The sequence below is a fragment of the Rhodococcus globerulus genome (assembly GCF_019334125.1).
Lineage (GTDB): Bacteria > Actinomycetota > Actinomycetes > Mycobacteriales > Mycobacteriaceae > Rhodococcus_F > Rhodococcus_F globerula.
Genome location: NZ_CP079698.1, coordinates 134,281 through 153,672, shown reverse-complemented (window position 1 = coordinate 153,672; position 19,392 = coordinate 134,281). Strand labels below are relative to the sequence as shown.

The 19,392-nt window shown below is 62.8% G+C and carries 16 protein-coding genes and 1 riboswitch; of the genes, 4 read left to right on the top strand and 12 right to left on the bottom strand.

Going from position 1 to position 19,392, the window contains the following annotated elements; all coding sequences use genetic code 11:
* Positions 1 to 46: 46 nt before the first annotated feature.
* The 8 genes from KYT97_RS00640 to mqo all read right to left on the bottom strand — a co-directional run bounded on the left by KYT97_RS00640 (position 47) and on the right by mqo (position 9,397).
* Entirely contained in the window at positions 47 to 1,558 is a 1,512-nt protein-coding gene (locus KYT97_RS00640; protein ID WP_219111574.1) for an MFS transporter, read from the bottom strand.
* Between the two features lie 11 nt (positions 1,559 to 1,569).
* Positions 1,570 to 2,796 (bottom strand): uroporphyrinogen-III C-methyltransferase, encoded by a 1,227-nt coding sequence (gene cobA / locus KYT97_RS00635; RefSeq protein WP_219111573.1) that lies wholly within the window; start codon positions 2,794 to 2,796, stop codon positions 1,570 to 1,572.
* The gene (locus KYT97_RS00630) at positions 2,793 to 3,233 is read right to left on the bottom strand and encodes a cobalamin biosynthesis protein (RefSeq protein WP_219111572.1); all 441 of its coding nucleotides are present in this window, start codon (positions 3,231 to 3,233) and stop codon (positions 2,793 to 2,795) included. The genes cobA and KYT97_RS00630 overlap by 4 nt, the downstream gene beginning before the upstream one ends.
* Complete coding sequence (locus tag KYT97_RS00625; protein ID WP_219111571.1) at positions 3,226 to 4,602, bottom strand: cobyrinic acid a,c-diamide synthase CobB; 1,377 nt, start codon at positions 4,600 to 4,602, stop codon at positions 3,226 to 3,228. Before KYT97_RS00625 ends, KYT97_RS00630 begins: the two co-directional genes overlap by 8 nt.
* Positions 4,596 to 5,210: a cob(I)yrinic acid a,c-diamide adenosyltransferase gene (gene cobO / locus KYT97_RS00620; RefSeq protein WP_033234930.1), complete on the bottom strand. Its 615-nt coding sequence runs from the start codon at positions 5,208 to 5,210 to the stop codon at positions 4,596 to 4,598. Before cobO ends, KYT97_RS00625 begins: the two co-directional genes overlap by 7 nt.
* 23 nt (positions 5,211 to 5,233) lie before the next feature.
* Positions 5,234 to 7,135, bottom strand: coding sequence for a VWA domain-containing protein (locus KYT97_RS00615; protein WP_116104062.1), 1,902 nt, complete (start codon positions 7,133 to 7,135; stop codon positions 5,234 to 5,236).
* 36 nt (positions 7,136 to 7,171) lie between these two features.
* Positions 7,172 to 7,318: riboswitch (adenosylcobalamin (AdoCbl) riboswitch) on the bottom strand.
* A 52-nt stretch (positions 7,319 to 7,370) separates the two neighbouring features.
* Positions 7,371 to 7,847: a GNAT family N-acetyltransferase gene (locus tag KYT97_RS00610; RefSeq protein ID WP_045067941.1), complete on the bottom strand. Its 477-nt coding sequence runs from the start codon at positions 7,845 to 7,847 to the stop codon at positions 7,371 to 7,373.
* 11 nt (positions 7,848 to 7,858) lie between these two features.
* Positions 7,859 to 9,397, bottom strand: coding sequence for a malate dehydrogenase (quinone) (mqo, locus tag KYT97_RS00605; protein ID WP_116103925.1), 1,539 nt, complete (start codon positions 9,395 to 9,397; stop codon positions 7,859 to 7,861).
* Positions 9,398 to 9,543: 146 nt separating this feature from the next.
* On the opposite strand from mqo, the gene KYT97_RS00600 reads away from it, so the two are divergent.
* Both KYT97_RS00600 and mtr read left to right on the top strand, forming a co-directional pair.
* Complete coding sequence (locus tag KYT97_RS00600; RefSeq protein WP_116103923.1) at positions 9,544 to 10,575, top strand: alpha/beta hydrolase; 1,032 nt, start codon at positions 9,544 to 9,546, stop codon at positions 10,573 to 10,575.
* Complete coding sequence (mtr, locus tag KYT97_RS00595) at positions 10,572 to 11,948, top strand: mycothione reductase (RefSeq protein WP_116103921.1); 1,377 nt, start codon at positions 10,572 to 10,574, stop codon at positions 11,946 to 11,948. Before KYT97_RS00600 ends, mtr begins: the two co-directional genes overlap by 4 nt.
* A gap of 95 nt (positions 11,949 to 12,043) precedes the next feature.
* Here mtr and KYT97_RS00590 read toward each other — a convergent pair whose 3' ends face one another.
* Complete coding sequence (locus tag KYT97_RS00590) at positions 12,044 to 12,589, bottom strand: alpha/beta fold hydrolase (protein WP_045067266.1); 546 nt, start codon at positions 12,587 to 12,589, stop codon at positions 12,044 to 12,046.
* A gap of 161 nt (positions 12,590 to 12,750) precedes the next feature.
* Between KYT97_RS00590 and KYT97_RS00585 the strand changes: the two genes are divergently transcribed.
* On the top strand, positions 12,751 to 13,059 hold the full coding sequence (locus KYT97_RS00585) for an amphi-Trp domain-containing protein (RefSeq protein ID WP_033235026.1): 309 nt from the start codon (positions 12,751 to 12,753) through the stop codon (positions 13,057 to 13,059).
* Positions 13,060 to 13,300: 241 nt separating this feature from the next.
* Entirely contained in the window at positions 13,301 to 14,698 is a 1,398-nt protein-coding gene (locus tag KYT97_RS00580; protein ID WP_219111570.1) for a DUF1254 domain-containing protein, read from the top strand.
* Between the two features lie 188 nt (positions 14,699 to 14,886).
* Here KYT97_RS00580 and KYT97_RS00575 read toward each other — a convergent pair whose 3' ends face one another.
* Genes KYT97_RS00575 through KYT97_RS00565 form a run of 3 tightly spaced genes read right to left on the bottom strand, consistent with a single transcriptional unit; the run spans position 14,887 to position 19,299 of the window.
* Positions 14,887 to 15,867, bottom strand: coding sequence for a linear amide C-N hydrolase (locus KYT97_RS00575; protein ID WP_045067263.1), 981 nt, complete (start codon positions 15,865 to 15,867; stop codon positions 14,887 to 14,889).
* Positions 15,868 to 15,893: 26 nt separating this feature from the next.
* Positions 15,894 to 17,801 carry an alkyl/aryl-sulfatase gene (locus tag KYT97_RS00570; RefSeq protein ID WP_045067262.1) on the bottom strand — a complete coding sequence of 636 codons (1,908 nt, stop codon included), beginning with the start codon at positions 17,799 to 17,801 and terminating at the stop codon, positions 15,894 to 15,896.
* Positions 17,802 to 17,844: 43 nt separating this feature from the next.
* Positions 17,845 to 19,299, bottom strand: coding sequence for an MFS transporter (locus KYT97_RS00565; RefSeq protein ID WP_219111569.1), 1,455 nt, complete (start codon positions 19,297 to 19,299; stop codon positions 17,845 to 17,847).
* Positions 19,300 to 19,392 lie beyond the last annotated feature (93 nt).

Below are 19,392 nucleotides of genomic sequence, written 5' to 3'. Positions count from 1 at the left end.
TCTTGCAACGATCGTATCCAGTTGCGACGCACAAAAACAGGGCTGATCAGCTAATTCCCTGAGCGGCCTTCTCCGCAGCCTGCGCCTGAGCTACCTGGGCCGGGGTGAATCTGATGCACGCGGCCGCAATGCCGGCAAGTACCGCGCAGATCGCACAGCCGACAAGCGCAAAGGTGTACCCCTCTCCGAGGGCAATCAGCTGGGCCGGATTCATGTCGGCAGCCTTGCCCGAAATACCGCCGAGCGAGAGAGTTTTCGACGTTGCCATCGCGCCGATGACCGACAGCGCGAGTGGGCCGCCAAGCGTCTGGGCAACCTGGGAAATGGCGGTCAACGGGCCGATCTCCGTCTCGGGAACACCGGCGATCGCGCACAGTGGCAGCGGCACCATCGCCAGTCCGATACCGAATCCGATGCCGATGACGGGGACAAAAAGGTTGGCAAGGTAGGTGGAACTGGAGTCGAGGGTGGAGCCGTAGAGAAGTCCGACGATCATGATCAGCACACCGGTCAGAACCAGCCAGCGAGGTTGGACACGGACCGCCAACTTCGACGCGACCGTTGCTGCGGCACCTAGTCCGATGGCAAACGGAATGAACGCCAAACCTGAGCGCAGCGGCGAGTACTCCATGATGTCCTGCACGAAGAGCGCAACAAACGCGGTCATACTGAACATCGCACCACCGACGAAGAAGATCGCCAGGAAGGTCGCAACGCGGTTCCGGTCGGCGAACAACGAGAACGGGAGCAACGGATTCTTGGCGGTGCGTTCGACGAAGAGGAATGCTCCGAGAGCGATCAGTCCGGCGACCAACGCACCGATAACGGCGACGCTCCCCCAGCCCATTTCCGGCCCCTCGGTCAATGCGAAGACGATGCCGGTGCAGCCGAGCGTGGCGAGAATCGCGCCCGGCACATCCAGGGCGAGCCGAGTCTGCGTTGTTTCGCGCAGAGCCCGAAACGCCATCCCGACAAGCACAATTCCGATGGGAACGTTGATGAGGAAGATCAGTCGCCATGACACCTCGGTCAACGCGCCGCCGATGATCAGCCCGGCAATCGAACCGACGCCGGTCATGGCGGCAAAAATCGCGATGGCCTGATTACGAGCCGGACCCGCGGCGAATGTAGTGGCCACAAGAGCGAAGGCCGTCGGCGACGCTACGGCCGCTCCGACGCCTTGCAGGGCCCGCGCCGCGATCAGCATGCCCTCGTTCAACGCAAGACCACACAACAACGACGCCACGGTGAAGAGCGTGACGCCCGCGATGAACATTTTCTTGCGGCCGTACGCGTCACCGAGTCGCCCACCGAGCAACATCAGCCCGCCGAACGCCAGGGCATACGACGTCAGCACCCAATTTCGGCCGCTGTCGCTGAGGCCGAGATCAGCCTGAAGCGGCGCAAGCGCAAGGTTGGCGACGGTGCCGTCGAGCACCACCATCATCTGCAAACCGCTCAGGACGATGATGGCGAGTCCGATGACTCGGGTCGCTACCGGCGCATTGACCGCTGGGGCCGCGGATTGAGCGGTTTCAGATTTTGGGGAATCAGACACAAGACTTCACGTTACCCAGCGTTGACGGAAAAGCCCGCCACCGGTCCGATCACGATGATGGCCGGGGGCTTGATCTCTTCGTCCTTGACGCGCTGAGCAACGGTCGCCAGATCGGCCCGCAACTCACGCTGCGTACGTAGTGTGCCCTCCTGGATCACCGTGACCGGAGTGCTCGCGGCACGCCCACCCTCGATGAGTGCAGCCGCGAACTGATCAATGCGTTCGACGGCCATGAGCAGCACGATCGTGCCGCGCAGCTTCGCCAAAGCCGACCAGTCGACCAGCGAATCCGGATGATTCGGAGCAACGTGCCCACTCACGACTACAAACTCGTGCGTGACACCGCGATGCGTGACGGGAATGCCGGCTGCCGACGGTACGGAAATGGCACTCGTGATTCCGGGCACTACGGTCACCGGAACACCGGCTGCGGCACACGCTTCGAGTTCTTCGTAGCCACGACCGAAGACGTAGGGGTCACCGCCCTTGAGCCGCACGACGAACTTTCCGGCCTTCGCGTTGTCGATCAGCGCAGCGTTGATGGCTTCCTGCGCCATGGCCCGGCCGTACGGAATCTTCGCGGCGTCGATGACCTCGACATCAGGACCGAGCTCAGCCAGCAACTCCGGCGGCGCCAAGCGGTCGGCAACAACAACGTCGGCGCGGGCCAGCAACCGTCGACCGCGCACCGTGATCAGATCCGGGTCACCTGGCCCACCGCCGACCAGTGCAACGCCAGGCGCCGCCGGTTCGGCCGTATCCGCGAGGACACCGGACTGCAGACCTTCGACCACCGCGGTACGGACGGCTGCCGAACGACGATGATCGCCGCCGGCCAGGACGCCGATGCTCATACCGTCGTACTCGGCACTTGCGGGTGTGACGGCAGTGCCGTGCTTGGCGTTGTCCGCGCGGACACAGAAGACTCGATGACGCTCCGCTTCCGCGACGATCGCCGCATTGGTCTCCGGCTCGTCGGTCGACGCGATTGCGTACCAGGCACCCTCGAGGTCACCCTCCTGGTACGGACGCAGCTCGAGTGTGATCTGCCCTGCCGTTGCCATGCCCTCGACTGCCGGCGTGACCTCGCGGCTGATCACGTGAACTGCCGCGCCCGACGCGACCAGCAGGCCGAGGCGGCGCTGAGCGACCGTCCCGCCGCCGAATACGACAACGCGTCGATCGGTCAGGTTGAGTCCGACCAGGTAGTTGGTCTCGTCTGCGGTGGGCTCGCTCACTCGCACTCCATTTCATCGTCGATCTTTGTGCTCGCTGGAAAAGCTGTGCTCGCGGGAAAACCTGCGCTCGCTGGGGGAACTTTACTGGCCACGGCTACTGTCACCGCACCGGTCGAGGTCTTACCTACTGTCAACTGTCCGTGACCGGTAGCCAGGATCGCTGCCGCCTCGGCAACGCTCGCAGTGCCGACAGCCTGCTCTACGCGCGCTGACGGTGACGGAACGTTCACGGCTGCAAGTTCTTCCGACGTGAACGCCGCGACATCGACTGACAGGATCTGCGCGGCGTCGATCAGCGCCGGGGCGGAGGCTTTGACCGCGGCGGTGGCAAGACCAACGAGCGTCGCGCCCTGCGGCAGTATCCCTCGCACAGCGTCGACGATCTCGACAGCAGAGGCAGATGTAGTGAACCCGAGTCCGACATAGACCTCAGCCACGCGCGGCCTCGACAAAGGTGGCGATCGACTCGGGCTGACCCGCCGGGTGTGTGTGGAGATACGACGCGTGAACTCCACCGTTGACAAATCCCTCGCGCACTGCGCCGCCGTCCCACGGTCGCCAACCCCATGCGGTTGCGCACCCGTCGGCGTCGGCACTGACGAGAGACGTTCGGTGAAATTCGTGCCCGGCGACACGCGAACCCGCCGCAAAGAGACTCGAGTCCGTCAACGCCACCGCCTCCCGATAACCGAGTGTGAGTCGTTTACCGAAAACGGCGTCGACGCCGACAACTCCGGCCATGGCATGACCGTCGAGGCTGCGGGCGAGGTAGAGCAGTCCCGCGCACTCGGCGTGGATCGGTGCTCCGCCGGCGGCCAGCTCTCGAACCTGCGCCAGCAGAACAGTATTCGACGCGAGGTCAACGGCATGCTCCTCCGGAAATCCGCCGGGAAGGACCAACGCGGCAGTACCGGAGGGCAATTCGTCGCGCAGCGGATCGAAGACCTGCACGTCCGCGCCTGCGGCACTGAGAAGTTCACGATGTTCGGCGTACCCGAAGGTGAAGGCAGGCCCGCCCGCCATTGCCACCACGGGCCGCGAGCTGCGATGCTCCCCCACTTCCTGTACTGGATCCCACACAGGTGCAACAACATTCGATGCGGCCAATGCGCGCACCGCGCCGAGATCGACGTGAGTTGCGATCAACTCCGACATCGCGTCCACGGCGGCGACTGCCGCGGTGCCGTGCTCGGCAGCCGGAATCAACCCCAGGTGACGCGACGGCACTTCCAGTTCGGCCAGGCGCGGAACAACCCCGAGTACCGGTATCCCCACTTTGTCGCACGCGTGGCGCAGAACCTGCTCGTGCCGGGCGCTGCCGACGCGGTTGAGGATGACGCCGCCGATCCGCACACTAGCGTCGTAGGTGGCAAAGCCGTGCAACACGGCGGCCAGGCTCTGGCTGTGGCCGCGAGCGTCGATGACCAGAACAACCGGTGCCCCCAGAACCACGGCCACCTGCGCCGTCGACCCTTCTGCGGATGCCTGCGCATTGGCTTCGTCGATCTTGCCGTCGAAGAGGCCCATGACGCCTTCGACCACCGCGATATCGCAGTCGGCGGTGCCGTGCTGATAGAGCGGAGCGATGCGTTCTTCGCCGACGAGCACCGTGTCGAGGTTGCGACCCGGCCTTCCCGCCGCAAGTCCGTGATAGCCCGGGTCGATGTAATCCGGACCAACCTTGAACGGTGCAACACTGCTGCCGGATCGCCGGAGTGCACCGATCAATCCCGTTGCCACCGTGGTCTTTCCGCTACCCGATGCGGGTGCGGCGATAACAACGGCGGGAGTGGACGAACTCACCATTCGATGCCTCGCTGGCCCTTTCGGCCGGCGTCCATCGGGTGCTTGATCTTGGTCATCTCGGTCACCAGGTCGGCTGCGTCGATCAACGCCTGCGGCGCGTCACGGCCGGTGATCACCACATGCTGATTTCCCGGCCGATCACGCAGGGTCTGCACAACCTCGTCGACGTCGACCCATCCCCATTTGAGCGGATAGGTGAACTCGTCGAGGACGTAGAAACGGTGCGTTTCGTCGGCGAGGCGACGGGCGATCTCCTGCCATCCCTCCGCAGCTGCTGCCGCATGGTCTTCCTCGCTACCCGCTTTACGAGTCCACGACCAGCCCTCACCCATCTTGTGCCACTGCACCGGACCGCCGACGCCACTCTCGTCGTGCAGGTTTCCGAGTGCGCGGAAGGCGGCTTCCTCGCCGACTTTCCACTTTGCGCTCTTCACGAACTGGAAGACGCCGATGTCGAATCCCTGGTTCCAGGCACGCAGCGCCATCCCGAATGCTGCGGTGGACTTGCCCTTTCCCGGTCCGGTGTGGACGGCAAGCACCGGCGCGTTGCGACGCTGACGTGTGGTCAATCCGTCGTCGGGGACAGTGTCGGGAACGCCTTTAGGCATGGTGATCTCCTGAAATGAAAACGTTAGGCGGCGGCGCGGACGACACCCGCGACCTGCTGAGCTGACAATTCGGCAAGGCGGACGCATCCACCTCGTAGTTCTCGGGCCAATTCGGCGGCCAACCCCAAACGGACGAGCCCGGTTTCGCAGTCCACGACGATCGAAGCGACCGATGCATCGGCCAGTAAGTGCGCGGCAACGCGAGCGCGGTGCAGCGCGTCCTTGCCGCCGGTGGCACGCCCGTCTGTCAGCGCAACCATGAGCGCGCGGCGCTGCGGATCCCTGAGCCGCTCACGCAGAATCACCTCACGGGCACGCAAGAAGCCTTCTGCGAGTGGTGATTTGCCACCTGTTCGCATGGACTGCAACCGGCGAACAGCGATGTCCACGGACGACGTCGGCGGCAGAACCAGTTCGGCTTCGCGGCCCCGGACGGTGATAACGGCCACCTTGTCGCGGCGCTGGTAAGCGTCGCGCAGGAGCGAGACAACGGCGCCCGTCACAGCGGAGAGCCGGTCGCGCGCCGCCATCGACCCCGACGCGTCCACCACGAACACGATCAGATTGCCCTCGCGCCCTTCACGAATCGCGCCTCGCAGGTCGGCCGGCGCCAACCGCAGACGGCCCTCCGTCCGGCCCCGCGCAATCTGCGATTCCGCAGCGGCAAACACCGTGCTCGTCAGGTGCAGACCGTGCCCGCGGTCGGTGGTGGACCGCACGACGCGTCCACGCGACGACGTGGAGCGCGAACGCCGGCCTGGCGCACCCTCACCGACACCAGGAACTTCGAGAAGTTTGGCCTTGAACGCACTGCTCGGCGGCGCAGACGGTCGATCGGTGGCGCGAACTCCCCCGCCCGGACCGTCCGGATCGTCTTGCGGCCCATCATCGTCGGGGCCGTCATCATCAGGGCCCCCGTCATCGGGTTCATCGCCGTCAGGTTCGCCGCCTTCAGGATTCTCGGGTGGTTCAGGCTCGCCGGCCCGAGCATCCTCGTCTGCACGATCCATCGCGTCGTCGAGTTGCTGCTGATCGAGGCCCGGCTCGTCGAAGGGATCGCGACGGCGGCGGTGCGGCAGTGTCAGTTCCGCTGCGACTCGTACGTCTTCCTCGGCGACCTCGCTGCCGCCACGCCAGGCAGCATGAGCGGTGGCAGTACGGGCGAGAACAAGATCGGCGCGCATACCGTCCACGTCGAACGACGCGCACAGCGACGCGATGCGCCGAAGTTCGCGGTTGCTCAGCTCCACGCCATCCAGTTTGTCACGCGCAGAAAGGATTTCGGCGGCGAGTTCCTGATCGGCCGGCGCATACCTGCGGGCAAACGCCTGTGGATCGCGCTCGTAGTCGAGGCGTCGTCGCACTACCTCCATCCGCACATCCACGTCGCGAGACGCCGACACGTCGACCGCCAGACCAAAACGATCCAGCAGCTGTGGACGCAGTTCTCCCTCTTCGGGATTCATTGTTCCGACGAGGACGAACTTCGCGGCGTGGGAGTGCGAAATTCCGTCCCGCTCGACATGCACTCGGCCCATCGCGGCCGCGTCGAGAAGAACGTCCACCAGGTGGTCGTGCAGGAGATTCACTTCGTCGACGTACAGAACCCCCTGATGCGCCGCGGCCAGGAGTCCGGGCTGGAAGGCGCGCTCACCGTCGCGTAATACCTTCTCGAGGTCGATCGAGCCGATCACGCGGTCCTCCGTCGCCCCGACGGGCAGTTCGACCAGCCTGGCCGGACGCGTCACACCGGCGTCGTCGACAGCCGGTAGCAAAGCCGTCAAGGCTCGAACGACGGTGGATTTTGCCGTGCCCTTTTCACCGCGAACCAGCACGCCACCGATTCCGGGGTGTACGGCGCACAGGATCAACGCCAATCGCAGTTGGTCCTGGCCTACTACCGCGCTGAACGGGAAACCCGCCACCGCTGCCTGATCGTCTTCTACACGCACGTCGACATCCCTCCACCTCTCGGTTTCCTCGCCGAGAACTTGGCTTCATCCGAACGTCGCGGCAATCTGGCTGAGATCTCGTGAGATCTTTACAGTGGCGGGACCGCACCTGAATCGAACAGGACTTCCCCGCGAGCATTCGGTATCGAAAAAACCCTAGTCGGCCCACAATTGCGTGAGCCGACTGGGTCGGGTGTATGACTGCGTTTCAGCTGGCAAGCACAAACGCCTCGCCGCCACCGCGGCGCATCGGGGTGTGCGGAATACCGTCCTCGATAAATTCTTCGCCGTCAGCTTTGAAGCCGTGCTTGCTGTACATGTCGACCAGATAGGTCTGAGCGTTGATGCGGCACGGCGCTTCGCCCACTTCGGCCAGCGCAGCTTGCAGCAATCGCGTCGTATGGCCCTGTCCGCGTGCTTCACGTGACGTGCAGAGTCGACCGATTCGGAAGCTCTTCGTGCCGTCGTCGTGCTCTTCGAGGAGGCGCAGAGTGCACACCACCTCGCCGTCCTGCTCCAGCCAGAAATGGCGGGTTTCCGTCAGCAGGTCCCGCCCGTCCAACTCGGGGTACGGGCAGGCCTGCTCGACGACAAATACTTCTACCCGAAGCTTCAACAACTCGTAGAAAGTCTTGTTGTCGAGGTCGAGTGCCCATGAACGCTTCAATGCTGCTGTTGCCGTCATGGTTGCGACTATCACACAGTTGCAGCGGTCTCCGCGACCGGAAGAGAATCGGTTGACGCCGAGGAATCGAGCTCGAGCACCTTCGAGGACCAATCCCAGACCTGGTTGAAAAGTCCTTCGTTGTCGGTGAGCTTGACGCCGATGGACGGAACCATCTCGCGCAGCTTGCCCTTCCAGCCCTGGAATTCGGTCGGGAAGCAGCGCTCGAGCACGTCGAGCATCGCGGGAACAGCCGTCGACGCGCCTGGTGACGCACCGAGCAGTCCGGCAATGCTTCCGTCTTCGGCAGCCACCACGGCGGTACCGAATTCGAGGACGCCGCCCTTGCCCTTGGCCCGGCGAATCACCTGGACACGCTGGCCTGCGGTGATGAGCTCCCAGTCCTTGGTCTCCGCCTTGGGCGCAAATTCACGCAGATCCCAGATGCGTCCGGTTTCGCTCTTGGTGAGCTCACTGACCAGGTACTTGACCAGACCGAGTTCGCTGACGCCGACGCCGAGCATCGAGAGGATGTTGTTGGGCTTGACCGAACCGGGCAAGTCCGTGAAGCGACCCTGCTTGAGGAACTTGGGCGACCAGCCGGCGTACGGTCCGAACAGCAGGCCTGGCTTGTTGCCGATGACACGCGTGTCGAGGTGCGGAACCGACATGGGCGGAGCGCCGACGGCAGCTTTGCCGTAGACCTTGGCGCTGTGCTGGTCGATCAGCTCAGGGTTGGTGCATCGCAGGAACGCGCCGCTGACGGGGAAACCGCCGAAGCCCTTGGCTTCCTTGATGCCCGACTTCTGCAGCAGGTGCAGAGCGCCGCCACCGGCTCCGACGAACACGAATCGTGAACGCACGACGCGCTTTTCACCGGTGCGACGGTTGGTGACCTTGACGGTCCACGTCTTGTCGGAGTTCTGGGTGAGGTTGGTGACCTCGTGACCGAAGTACATGTTGCCGCCGGTCTTGCCGATGTAGCCGACGAGCTGCTTGGTGAGCGCTCCGAAGTCGACGTCGGTGCCGTCCTGGCTCCAGTTGAGGGCGATGGGATCCGAGAAGTCGCGGCCCTTTGCCATCAGCGGCAGGCGCTTGGTGAACTCGGCCGGATCGTCGATGTACTCCATGCCACGGAAGAGCGGGTGGCCGACAAGTGCGTCGTAGCGGGCACGCAGGTACTTGGCGTTTGCCTCGCCGTGAACGAAGCTCACGTGCGCGATGGGGTTGATGAATTCCTTGGGCTGCGTCAACACGCCCTGCTCGACAGCGTGTGCCCAGAACTGCCGGGACACCTGGAACTGCTCGTTGACGTTGACGGCCTTCTTGATGTCGACCGTGCCGTCCGAGTTCTCGGGGGTGTAGTTGAGCTCACAGAGCGCGGAGTGACCGGTTCCCGCGTTGTTCCACGGGTCGCTGCTCTCGGCTGCGACGGCGTCGAGCCTCTCGAAGGTCGAGATCGACCAGTCCGGCTGCAGCTGGCGCAACAATGCACCAAGCGTGGCACTCATGATGCCCGCACCTACGAGCACTACATCCGTCTTCGTCTCTACCGCGTTCTGATTCGACACTGGAGAATCGACTTCCTTGTCATTAGCCGTGCGCGCATCCGCCTGCTGTGTTACGCCGAATAGGTTACCTGGGCGTAAGTGCGCCGTTTACCACCCCCAATTGTGCTCTACAACGCCGCCGGGAAACGACGATTAGATTGTGATCTGTGACTACATGGGTTCCAGACGTCCTCGGAGACGGATATCAGCAGCTGACCATTCCTCTCGGAACCGATCCGGACGGTGAGGGTGAGGTCGACGCGACACTCGTCCGCTATCAGCCGCCTGGCGAGGCAGTTCGGGCGAACCGTGCAGTTCTGTACGTACACGGGTTCACCGATTACTTCTTCCAGAAACATCTGGCGGAGCACTTTGCCGAGCAGGGCTACGCCTTCTTTGCACTGGATCTGCGCAAGTGCGGGCGTTCACTGAAACCGGGCCACACCGCTCACTATGTGTCGGATCTCGCACTGTACGACGCCGAACTCAACGAGGCCCTGCGCATCGTGAACTCCGAAACCGACGGCAGCGAACTGCTCCTGATGGCGCATTCGACCGGTGGGCTCATCGTTCCGCTGTGGCTGGACCGACTCCAGCGCAAGCCGGGCGGCAGCGCGGGACACGGCATCGCGGGTCTTGTGCTCAACAGCCCGTGGTTCGACCTGCAGGGTCCAGCGATGGTTCGCAGCGTCGGCACCGCCGCCATCGACGCACTGGGACGGGTGTCCGCGAAGACTGTCATCCCCGGCACGGGCTTGCCGACGTACGGCTCGAGCCTGCACGTCTCCGCCAACGGCGAGTGGGACTACAACCTCGACTGGAAGCCGCTCGAAGGCTGCCCGGTCACGTTCGGGTGGATGCGTGCCGTGCGCGGCGGACACGCGCAACTGCACCGCGGCCTGGACATCGGTGTGCCGGCGCTGATCCTGCGCTCGAAGAAATCGGAGTTCGCCAGGGCGTACCACCCCGGCGTCGACCTGGCAGATTCCGTCCTGGATGTGAGGCAGATCGCACGGTGGGCAGGTTGCCTCGGTGATCGGACTACCATCGTTCCCATCGACGGCGCGCGCCACGACGTCTTCCTCTCGACTCAGAAGCCGTTGGCCACAGCCTTTTCCGAACTCGATCAGTGGCTGGAGTGGCTAGAGCGCCATCTGACCGCAGACGCAGACACCACCACACAGGAGAACGCGCAGTGACGCATTACGACCTTGCCATCATCGGAAGCGGCTCGGGGAATTCGTTGCCCGACGAGCGATTCGACGGCAAGAAAATCGCCATCCTCGAGGAAGGCACCTTCGGCGGCACGTGCCTCAACGTCGGTTGCATACCGACCAAGATGTTCGTCTACGCGGCAGAGGTCGCGAACACGGTGTCGCATGCCGAGAAGTTCGGCGTCGACGCCACCCTGGACGGCGTCCGCTGGTCCGACATCGTCAAGCGCGTCTTCGGCCGGATCGATCCCATCTCCGCGGGCGGCGAACGCTACCGCAGCGAGGACAGCCCCAACACCACCGTCTACCGCGGCCACGCCACCTTCACCGGACCGAAGACCATCAACACCGGCACAGGTGAGACCATCACTGCCGACCAGGTTGTGATCGCGGCCGGTTCACGCCCGATCATTCCCGAGGAGATCGCCTCGTCTGGCGTGAAGTACTACACCAACGAAGACATCATGCGCTTGCCGGAACTCCCCGAGCACCTCGTGATCGTCGGCTCGGGCTTCATTGCCACCGAGTTTGCACATGTGTTCTCCGCCTTGGGTTCTCGCGTGTCGATCATCGGCCGCAGTGGGCGCCTCCTGCGTCATCTCGACGACGAGATCTCGGAGCGTTTCACCGAACTCGCCGTCAAGAAGTGGGACGTGCATCTCGGATCACCGATGCAGTCGGTCCGCGCGGACGGTGAGAACATCGCCGTCGAACTGGCAAATGGCACAGTCGTTTCCGGCGACGTTCTGCTCGTTGCGGTGGGCCGCAAGCCCAACGGAGATCTCCTGGACCTCGACAAGGCCGGCATCGAACTCGACGACAACGGCTCCGTCGTCGTCGACGAGTACCAGCGCACCACCGCGGAAGGCGTCTTTGCACTCGGCGACGTCTCCTCCCCCTATCAGCTCAAGCACGTGGCCAACCACGAGGCGCGTGTTGTGCAGCACAACCTGCTCCAGGACGCGTGGAACGACACTTCCGGGCTGCGCGCCACCGATCACCGGTTTGTCCCGGCCGCGGTGTTCACCGATCCGCAGATCGCCGATGTCGGAATGACGGAGAAGCAGGCGCGCGACGCCGGACTCGACATCACCGTCAAGGTCCAGGCGTACGGCGACGTCGCCTACGGCTGGGCGATGGAAGATCAGGAAGGTCTCTGCAAGGTCATCGCGGAGCGCGGCACGGGCCGACTCCTGGGCGCTCACGTCATGGGAACCCACGCGCCGACCGTCATCCAGCCACTCATCCAGGCCATGAGTTTCGGGCTGTCCGCGCAGGACATGGCCCGTGGGCAGTACTGGATCCACCCGGCCCTGGCCGAGGTCGTCGAGAACGCGTTGCTCGGGCTCGACATCTAGAACGCTCGACATCTAGGAACACTCGACATCTGTTTCGGAAGAACGCACAAGGCGGGCACCCCCTCGGGGGATGCCCGCCTTGGTGGTTCCCGGGTCTACCAAGGGCTGGTGCGCAACACGATCTCCGTGGCGAGTTCAGCGGGCGCGGACTTCACGATGTCATCGACGCCAGGCACTTCGGCCACCCGGAAATCGGAGTACACAAACCGTCCACTGGCGTCGGCGATCGCCCGCCCAGCACTGCCGACCACGATGGTTGTCGGCACCTCCACCGGCGGAACTCCGGCGATGTCGGCCGCCGACGGATGGCCACGATCCACCGAAATCAAGCTCGCGAAGCGGCCGAACTGGCGTGCGGCCAACAGCCACGCTAGGTCCGCGCCTTCGCGGTGCCCCACCAGGTTCACCCAGGCGATGTTCAACTCGTCCAGCAGAACTACTGCCGTCTTCTCGTCCAGATTCTCGATCGATTCGACCGCAACCGTGCGCAAATCCGAATTGTGGAGGCGTTCACACACTTTGTCGTATACGTCGACAGGGTCGCCCTTGCCCGGAAGAAGGAGGACCGCGTGCTTACTGACCGGTCCGTCGATCCGAACGGTGCACGACCCCTTGCCCACCGCTACTCGAGTCAGTTCCATGAAAGGCAACGGTACGCGATCCAATCCCCAGGTCGGCGAGCAGCGGACTGAAAATGACAACTCACACAGGAGCGCGGTAATCAGCGGTCGCGCGAAACTCCCACAATCTTTCGATGGTCCAATTACCGTGAACAATGAATCCGCCGAGGTCAGGAGTGATCGTGCCCAAATTGGAGATCAAAAGTAAGTCCGCACTCTCGCGAGCGGAAGTCGCCGAGCGACTGATCGCGCTCGGGCAAGCTCTCGCCAGCGGCTCGGAAGTGGAACTGGGATCGGGCGGCGACTCGATTGAAATCGCTGTCCCTGAACAGGTTCGGTGGGAACTCGAGATCGAGGTAGACGGCAACGAAGTCGAAATCGAAATCGAGATTCACTGGCGCGACGATCCCCCGGCTGAGCCGGCCGCAAAGTCCACGCCTCCGACTAAGGCAGTTCGACGCGGTCGGCCTCGCAAGAGCGCCGCCAAGTAATTCGTTGACATTCCATCGGTCGCTCCGGCCGAGCTTTCAGAGGTCCCAGCCGTCGCCACTTCTGTAACTCTCCGTGTGACAACAGAATCGGGTAGCGGCTCCGAATAGAGTCGCGCGCCCCTCACGCGACTACCCCGCAAATCGATCTGCCACTGCGTCGGACGCAATGCCTGCCAGAGCTCCGGAGATCATCCGACGCGGGTGATGCCGTCGTCGATACTGACCGTTGATGATCTGTGGCATGGACCAAACACATCCGACATCTGAGACACCCTATGAATTCTCCGGGGGCTACCCGACCGCTGCGACCGCGAAGAAAGCCCACGAGGACGCCTATCTGGAGCGCGCACTCGTCGCCTACCGGTTTTGGTACCCGACAGTGTCCATTGAGGGGATTTTCAACGGCAACCGCGAACTAGGTTTCGACGACAACAAGGCGATGGGAATTGCAGCGACAACCCCTCGGCAGGTCGGATTCACACTTAACTCCGATACCCCCTACGGGGCAGCGGCTTTGGACCTCACGGAGGGACCGATGGTCATCGAATTACCGCCCGGAGCGTACATCGGTCTCGTCGACGATCATCACCACAGGTGGATCACCGATATGGGTATCCCCGGGCCCGACCAGGGCGCTGGAGGAAAATACGCCATACTTCCCCCCGATCACACCGGAGAAGTACCGGCAGATCATCACGTCAGTCGGTCGAATTCCTTCAAAGTGCTGGTGGCAGTACGAGCCCTCCCGGTAGGGGGCGATCTCGATGCAGCCAAGGACGCACTCCTCCGAGTGAAGATCTACCGCCTCGGCACCGACAAACTACTCGATGTGATCGACACCAGCACCAAGACCGTCGACAGCACCTGTCTGCGGTGGGAGGACAACCTCGAATTCTGGCGAGTCCTGCACGGCATCCTCGAGGAAGAACCGCTTGTCGAGGAGTTCCGGCCAATGCACGGACTGCTCGACGGACTCGGAATCGGGAAAGGAACCCCGTTCGCACCGACAGACCGCGACGCCGCAGCACTCACGAAGGCCGCCCGAATCGGCCGTGATCAAATGTTGGTGACGGCATTCGCCGGAACACGCCCTGACCAGGCCGCCTGGACCGATCGGCAGTGGGAATGGGTGGGATTGGTTCCCGACAACGCGGACTTCGAGACACCCGCAGGTCTCGATCTCGAAGCCCGTGAGCGGTGGTTCGCGCAGGCCATCGTCGCGTCGCCGGCGATGTTCCGGCGCGTGGAGGGCAGTGGATCGCTGTATTGGCTCGCCACACGCGACAACACCGGAACATACCTGGACGGCGCCAACGCCTACACACTCACTATCCCGCTGCCGGTCCCTGGCAAGCTCTTCTGGTCCGTCACCATCTACGACGCGCAAACACGTTCGCAAGTGCAGACGGACGGCAACAAGGGAGCGCTCAGATCGTTGTTCGAACTGTCATCGGCTCTGACCTCTGGCAATGAGATCACGCTGCACTTCGGTCCGACCCAACCAGACGATGCGGCGGACAACTGGCTGGAAACGGTTCCAGGTCGCGGATGGTTCGCATACATCCGTATCTACGGACCCGAAGCCGCAGCATTCGACGGCAGCTGGCGTCCCGGAGACTTCACCCCGGCAAAACGCTGAAACTAACTGGGCATCGACCGCCCACTGTTCGCCCTGCGCCGCCCTGAACGGGTGACAGGTCTGGAGGTCAAAAGCACTTCTCCCATGGGAGGATGCCAAACCGAAAGCCCCCCACGCGGCCAGGGCAACAGTGGCGAGCGGTCGGTAGCTGTTCCGTCACCTCAGCAGCGCACATCCACATCCCGCCCCTACAACCCGGCAAAGGTGAACGGTTCGGCGGGTTTGAACTGATCGGTGGAATCCCCCGAAAATACGGTGCTCTCGTCCGGCCCGAGTTCGAGCTTCCGGACGGTTGACCCCTCACTCAGATCGATCGACGACACATCCACCCAGAAAGTGTTCGGCGTCATGGCCGATTCGAAGAAGTACAGTCCCCGTTTGTGATCGACAACGGTGCGCCACCGTGTCGAGGATATATTCGGCTCGTCGGGAGTCGAAATACCCAGGGGCACTGACACGTTCCGAATGACACTGAAGGTCGCGGCCAATGCGGTACGCGGGTCGTCGGTCTTCGGGACCGCGTCGACGTAGAACGAGGCACGGGCAAAACGATCCGCGGCGCGATTGGTGCCGGGCAACATGACGGTTCCGTTGATCTGCTTCCAGTACTCGTTGACGGCGAGTTGTTTGTCGAAGATCGGAGAATTGGTCATCACCTGATACTCACGACTGTGGTGAATTGTCTGTCGGCCACCGATGTACTCGATGATGGCGCTGTCACCGCGAGCGTCCGAGAGCGACATGTGCAGTGTTGCCAAGCGGTCTTCTCCCGGAACGGCCGCAGTCACGATGGTGAAGGGCTCCGCTGCCAGCACCTCGACGGCTTCCGCGACGCTCCCACACCGGTCCAACACGTACTGCGCCCACGCAGCAATCGACAGGCCTGGAGTTGATCCGTCGTATTCCGGATACTCGGATTCAACGAGCCACAACAGATTTGCGGACAGTCCGGCGTCATTCACCCCATCTGTCGTGCACATGTCGTAAGCGGAAGCCACAACACTGCCGTACAACGATGTCCACGTTATCGAATTCGGCCCGGCGCAGCCTTCACGCTCCATACCGCGGGGAAATGCCCACAGATTGGTACCGAGATCGAGCTTCCAGTCCATCGACCGGGCAGTGATCACGGTGTCGTTCGGTCCTAGGTAAACCAATCGCGTACACATCGAGAAAATCTCCCTTCGTCTCTGGGTTACGGCGTGACGATATTGAAGGTGGGATCGAAGGTATCCAACAACCCTCCGAGCGTCTTCAAAGCCGAATCGTCGCCGTCGAGCGAGATTTTCCCGGCCCGAGCCAACTCGGGCGCTGCACCTGGTTGCAGAAGTGCGCCGATCAGCGCAGGTTTCGGCCCCGAGACCGTCAGCTGCGTGTTCGACGCCGCCCCCCGCCTGGCATTGAGAACGCCACGCTTGACCCACGTCGTCCATGCCTCGTCGTCGTGATCGGTGAACACAAAATCGATGCGGAGATCGACGTCAGCTGCCTTGTCGCCGATGAGATGTACTGCGACGAAGTCGAACAGGATGTCGATGGGCATCGCTAGGACACTGTCCTCACTTGCCGTGATGTAGGGAGGAGGTTGCGAGCCTTCACGTAATTCCAGGGCGGCTGTCAGGTAGATCCCGCGCCACTGCGGCCCTTCGGCTTGATACCCCATCTGTTCGTAGACGTCGGCCTGGAGGTTCTTCGCCTCGGTGTTCTCCGGTTGCGCGAACACCAACTTGTGCAGGATCTCAGCTGCCCAGCGGTAGTCCCCCGCATCGAAAGCCCGCTTTCCCTCGTCCAGAATCTTCTGTGCACCAAGGAGATCGACAAACCGTCTGGACGACTCCACCGGTGGATGCGGATGGAGCGACACCGGATCGCCGTCCCACATTCCCAGTTCCTTGGTGTAGACGGCGCGAACGTCGTGGTGCAGTGTTCCGTGATATCCGCGGTTGTACCACTTACGGCCGAGTTCCTCCGGTAGCTCGATGACTTCGGCAGCTTCGAGTGGTGTGTATCCCTTGTTAGCCAGACGCAGCGCCTGGTCGTGAATGTATTTGTATGTGTCTCTTTGTGATTCGATGAACGGCACCAGGTTCTCGTTGCCCCACACCGGCCACGTGTGCGGACCGTAGTGAACTGCTGCGTCGTCTCCCCATCGTTCGAGAGTCTCGTCCAGATATCGGGCGAAGTTCCGAGCGTCGCGCGTGCGTGCCCCCCGCAATGTCTGGATGTTGTGGAGCGAATGATTGGCGTTCTCCGCACAGGTCAAGGCCGCGAGTTCGGGGATCCAGATGTGCATTTCCTCGGGAGCCTCGGTGTCCGGCGCATAAAGGAATTCGAACTCCAGACCCGCAATTTCTCGTCTCGTTCCGGTCTCGGTGATGCTATCCGTGGGGGAAATGTACGAGACCAGTGGACCTTTGGTGCTGATCGTTCCGATCCCGCACGTAACCATCCCCTTCGGCCCGAGGTCGAGCAGTCCGCCGAACGCATAGAACGAACGCCTGGCCATGGCATTACCCGCAACCACGTTCTCACCGATTGCAAACTTGTCGAACGACGCGATCGTGCCTGGCGCGATGATCGGTACCTTCCCCGACGCAACGTCGTCGACATCGACGATTCCCTTGACGCCGCCGTAGTGGTCGATGTGAGTGTGCGTGTAGATAATTGCCGCCACCGGTTTGTCGCTGACGTGCTCACGAATCATCTTCATGCCCTGGCGCGCCGATTCAACGCCCGCCATACAATCGATGACGATCAGGCCCTCGTCGCCTTCTACGACCGTCAGGTTGGCGAGGTCGTTGTTTCGCACCTGATACAGACGATCCGTGACTTGGTACAGCCCGCCCCGGCGCATCAATTGGCCCTGACGCCACAAGCTCGGATTGACGGTATCCGGCGCAGGAGTGTCGTCGGTGAGGTAAGCCATCGCCTCCGGGTCGAACACCACGTGACCGTCGTCGCCGAACACCTCTCCCGGCAATGGAGCGATCAAGCCACGATCCGCATCCACGAAATCTTGCCGGTCTTCCATGGCATACCGCGCGACGGCTTCGCGATTCACCGTCACAGTGGCCGGTGTTGCGTCTTGATGGTTCTGGCACATGGCACTCCCCGTTCGGTTACGACGATCGGTTACACCCCCATCTCTATCGGGCGGGCGGGGTAGTTGGAATCACCCGTGCTGGGTGAACCGATGCTGACTGAGCCAATGTCGGCTGAGCCGATGCACACGCGATGACAAGAACCACCAACCCGCACGCGACAACGAGCATCCACCCCGCGTGTGACGCCTGCGCGACGTCCGAATCGACAGTGTTCGCGACAAAGCCACCGGCCAGTGCGACGCCGAGAGCAGCGCCGAACTGTCTTGCACTGGATGTGATTCCACCAGCGAGTCCAGCTTGCGATTGAGGCAGTCCGCTGACAGCAGTGTTGGTGATGGGGGCATTCGAGAAACCGAACCCGATACCGAGAAACAGGTAGGCGACAAGCACAGTCGGAAGACCGGTGTTGTTGTCGAGCGATACGAGACACAGGCCACCCAACGCGGTGAAGCCGCCGGCGATCAGCAGCGGTAACCGCGGCCCGACGCGTCCGACCAGAATCCCCGACAACGGTGCGCACACGGTTGCTGCAACAGCCATCGGGAGAATGACGACGCCCGCGGTGGCCGGGGTCATGCCACGCGCTTGTTGCAGGTAGAGCGTGCCGAGCAGCAGCGTCGCGTTCAATGCCACGAACACCACAACTGCGCCGAGAACCGCCGCAGAAAACGGTCTGTGCCGAAACAGTGCAGGGTCGACGAGTGGTTCAGCTTTCCTCGATTCGACAGCAATGAACGAAGCCAGAGCGAGCGCGACTGCGATGTAACCGACCACCGCACCGGGGGACGTCCATCCGATTCGTGGGCCCTCGATGAGCAGCCCCACTGCACCGCCCACAACAGCGACCAACAGTATTTGTCCCGGCAGATCGAGCCTTCGCGCCTGCGGAGCGCGCGATTCCGGCACGAACACAGCAGTCAACAAAAGGACAATCACGATCACCGGGACGTTGACCCAGAACACGGATCGCCAACCGAAGCTCTCGATGAGCACTCCACCGACGATCGGCCCGACGGCCATACTCAGACCGAAGACCGCGGCCCACACGCCGATCGCCTTGGCTCTCTCCTTCGGGTCGGTCATCACGTTGACCACGATTGCGAGCGCGACCGGACTCAACATCGAACCGCCAACGCCCTGTGCAATTCTCGCGGCGATCAGCACGCCTACCGACGGCGCAAGTGCGCACGCTATCGACGCGACTCCGAACACGACCAGTCCGACCTGGAAAACGCGTCTACGGCCGAACCTGTCGGCCAGGGCTCCGGACGAGATCAGTAAGCTCGCCAGAACGAGTGTGTATGCGTTGACGACCCATTCGAGACCAGGGATGCCGACGTGGAAACTTGCCCCGATCGTCGGCAGCGCGACATTGACGATGGTCGTGTCCAATCCGACCACGAACAAACTCGTGCAGCAGATTGCCAGGACGCCCCACCGCCGTCGGGCATGCATTCCGATCGCCTGCGGTCTGTCGATTCCGCTCGAAGGTTTCATGGTTGGACTCCCCTTGTACTGATGCTGTTGTGCTGATGCTGTGCCGTGGTCGCCTGTCGAAAGGATCGTCGCAACCGGGCCTGCAAACTCGGT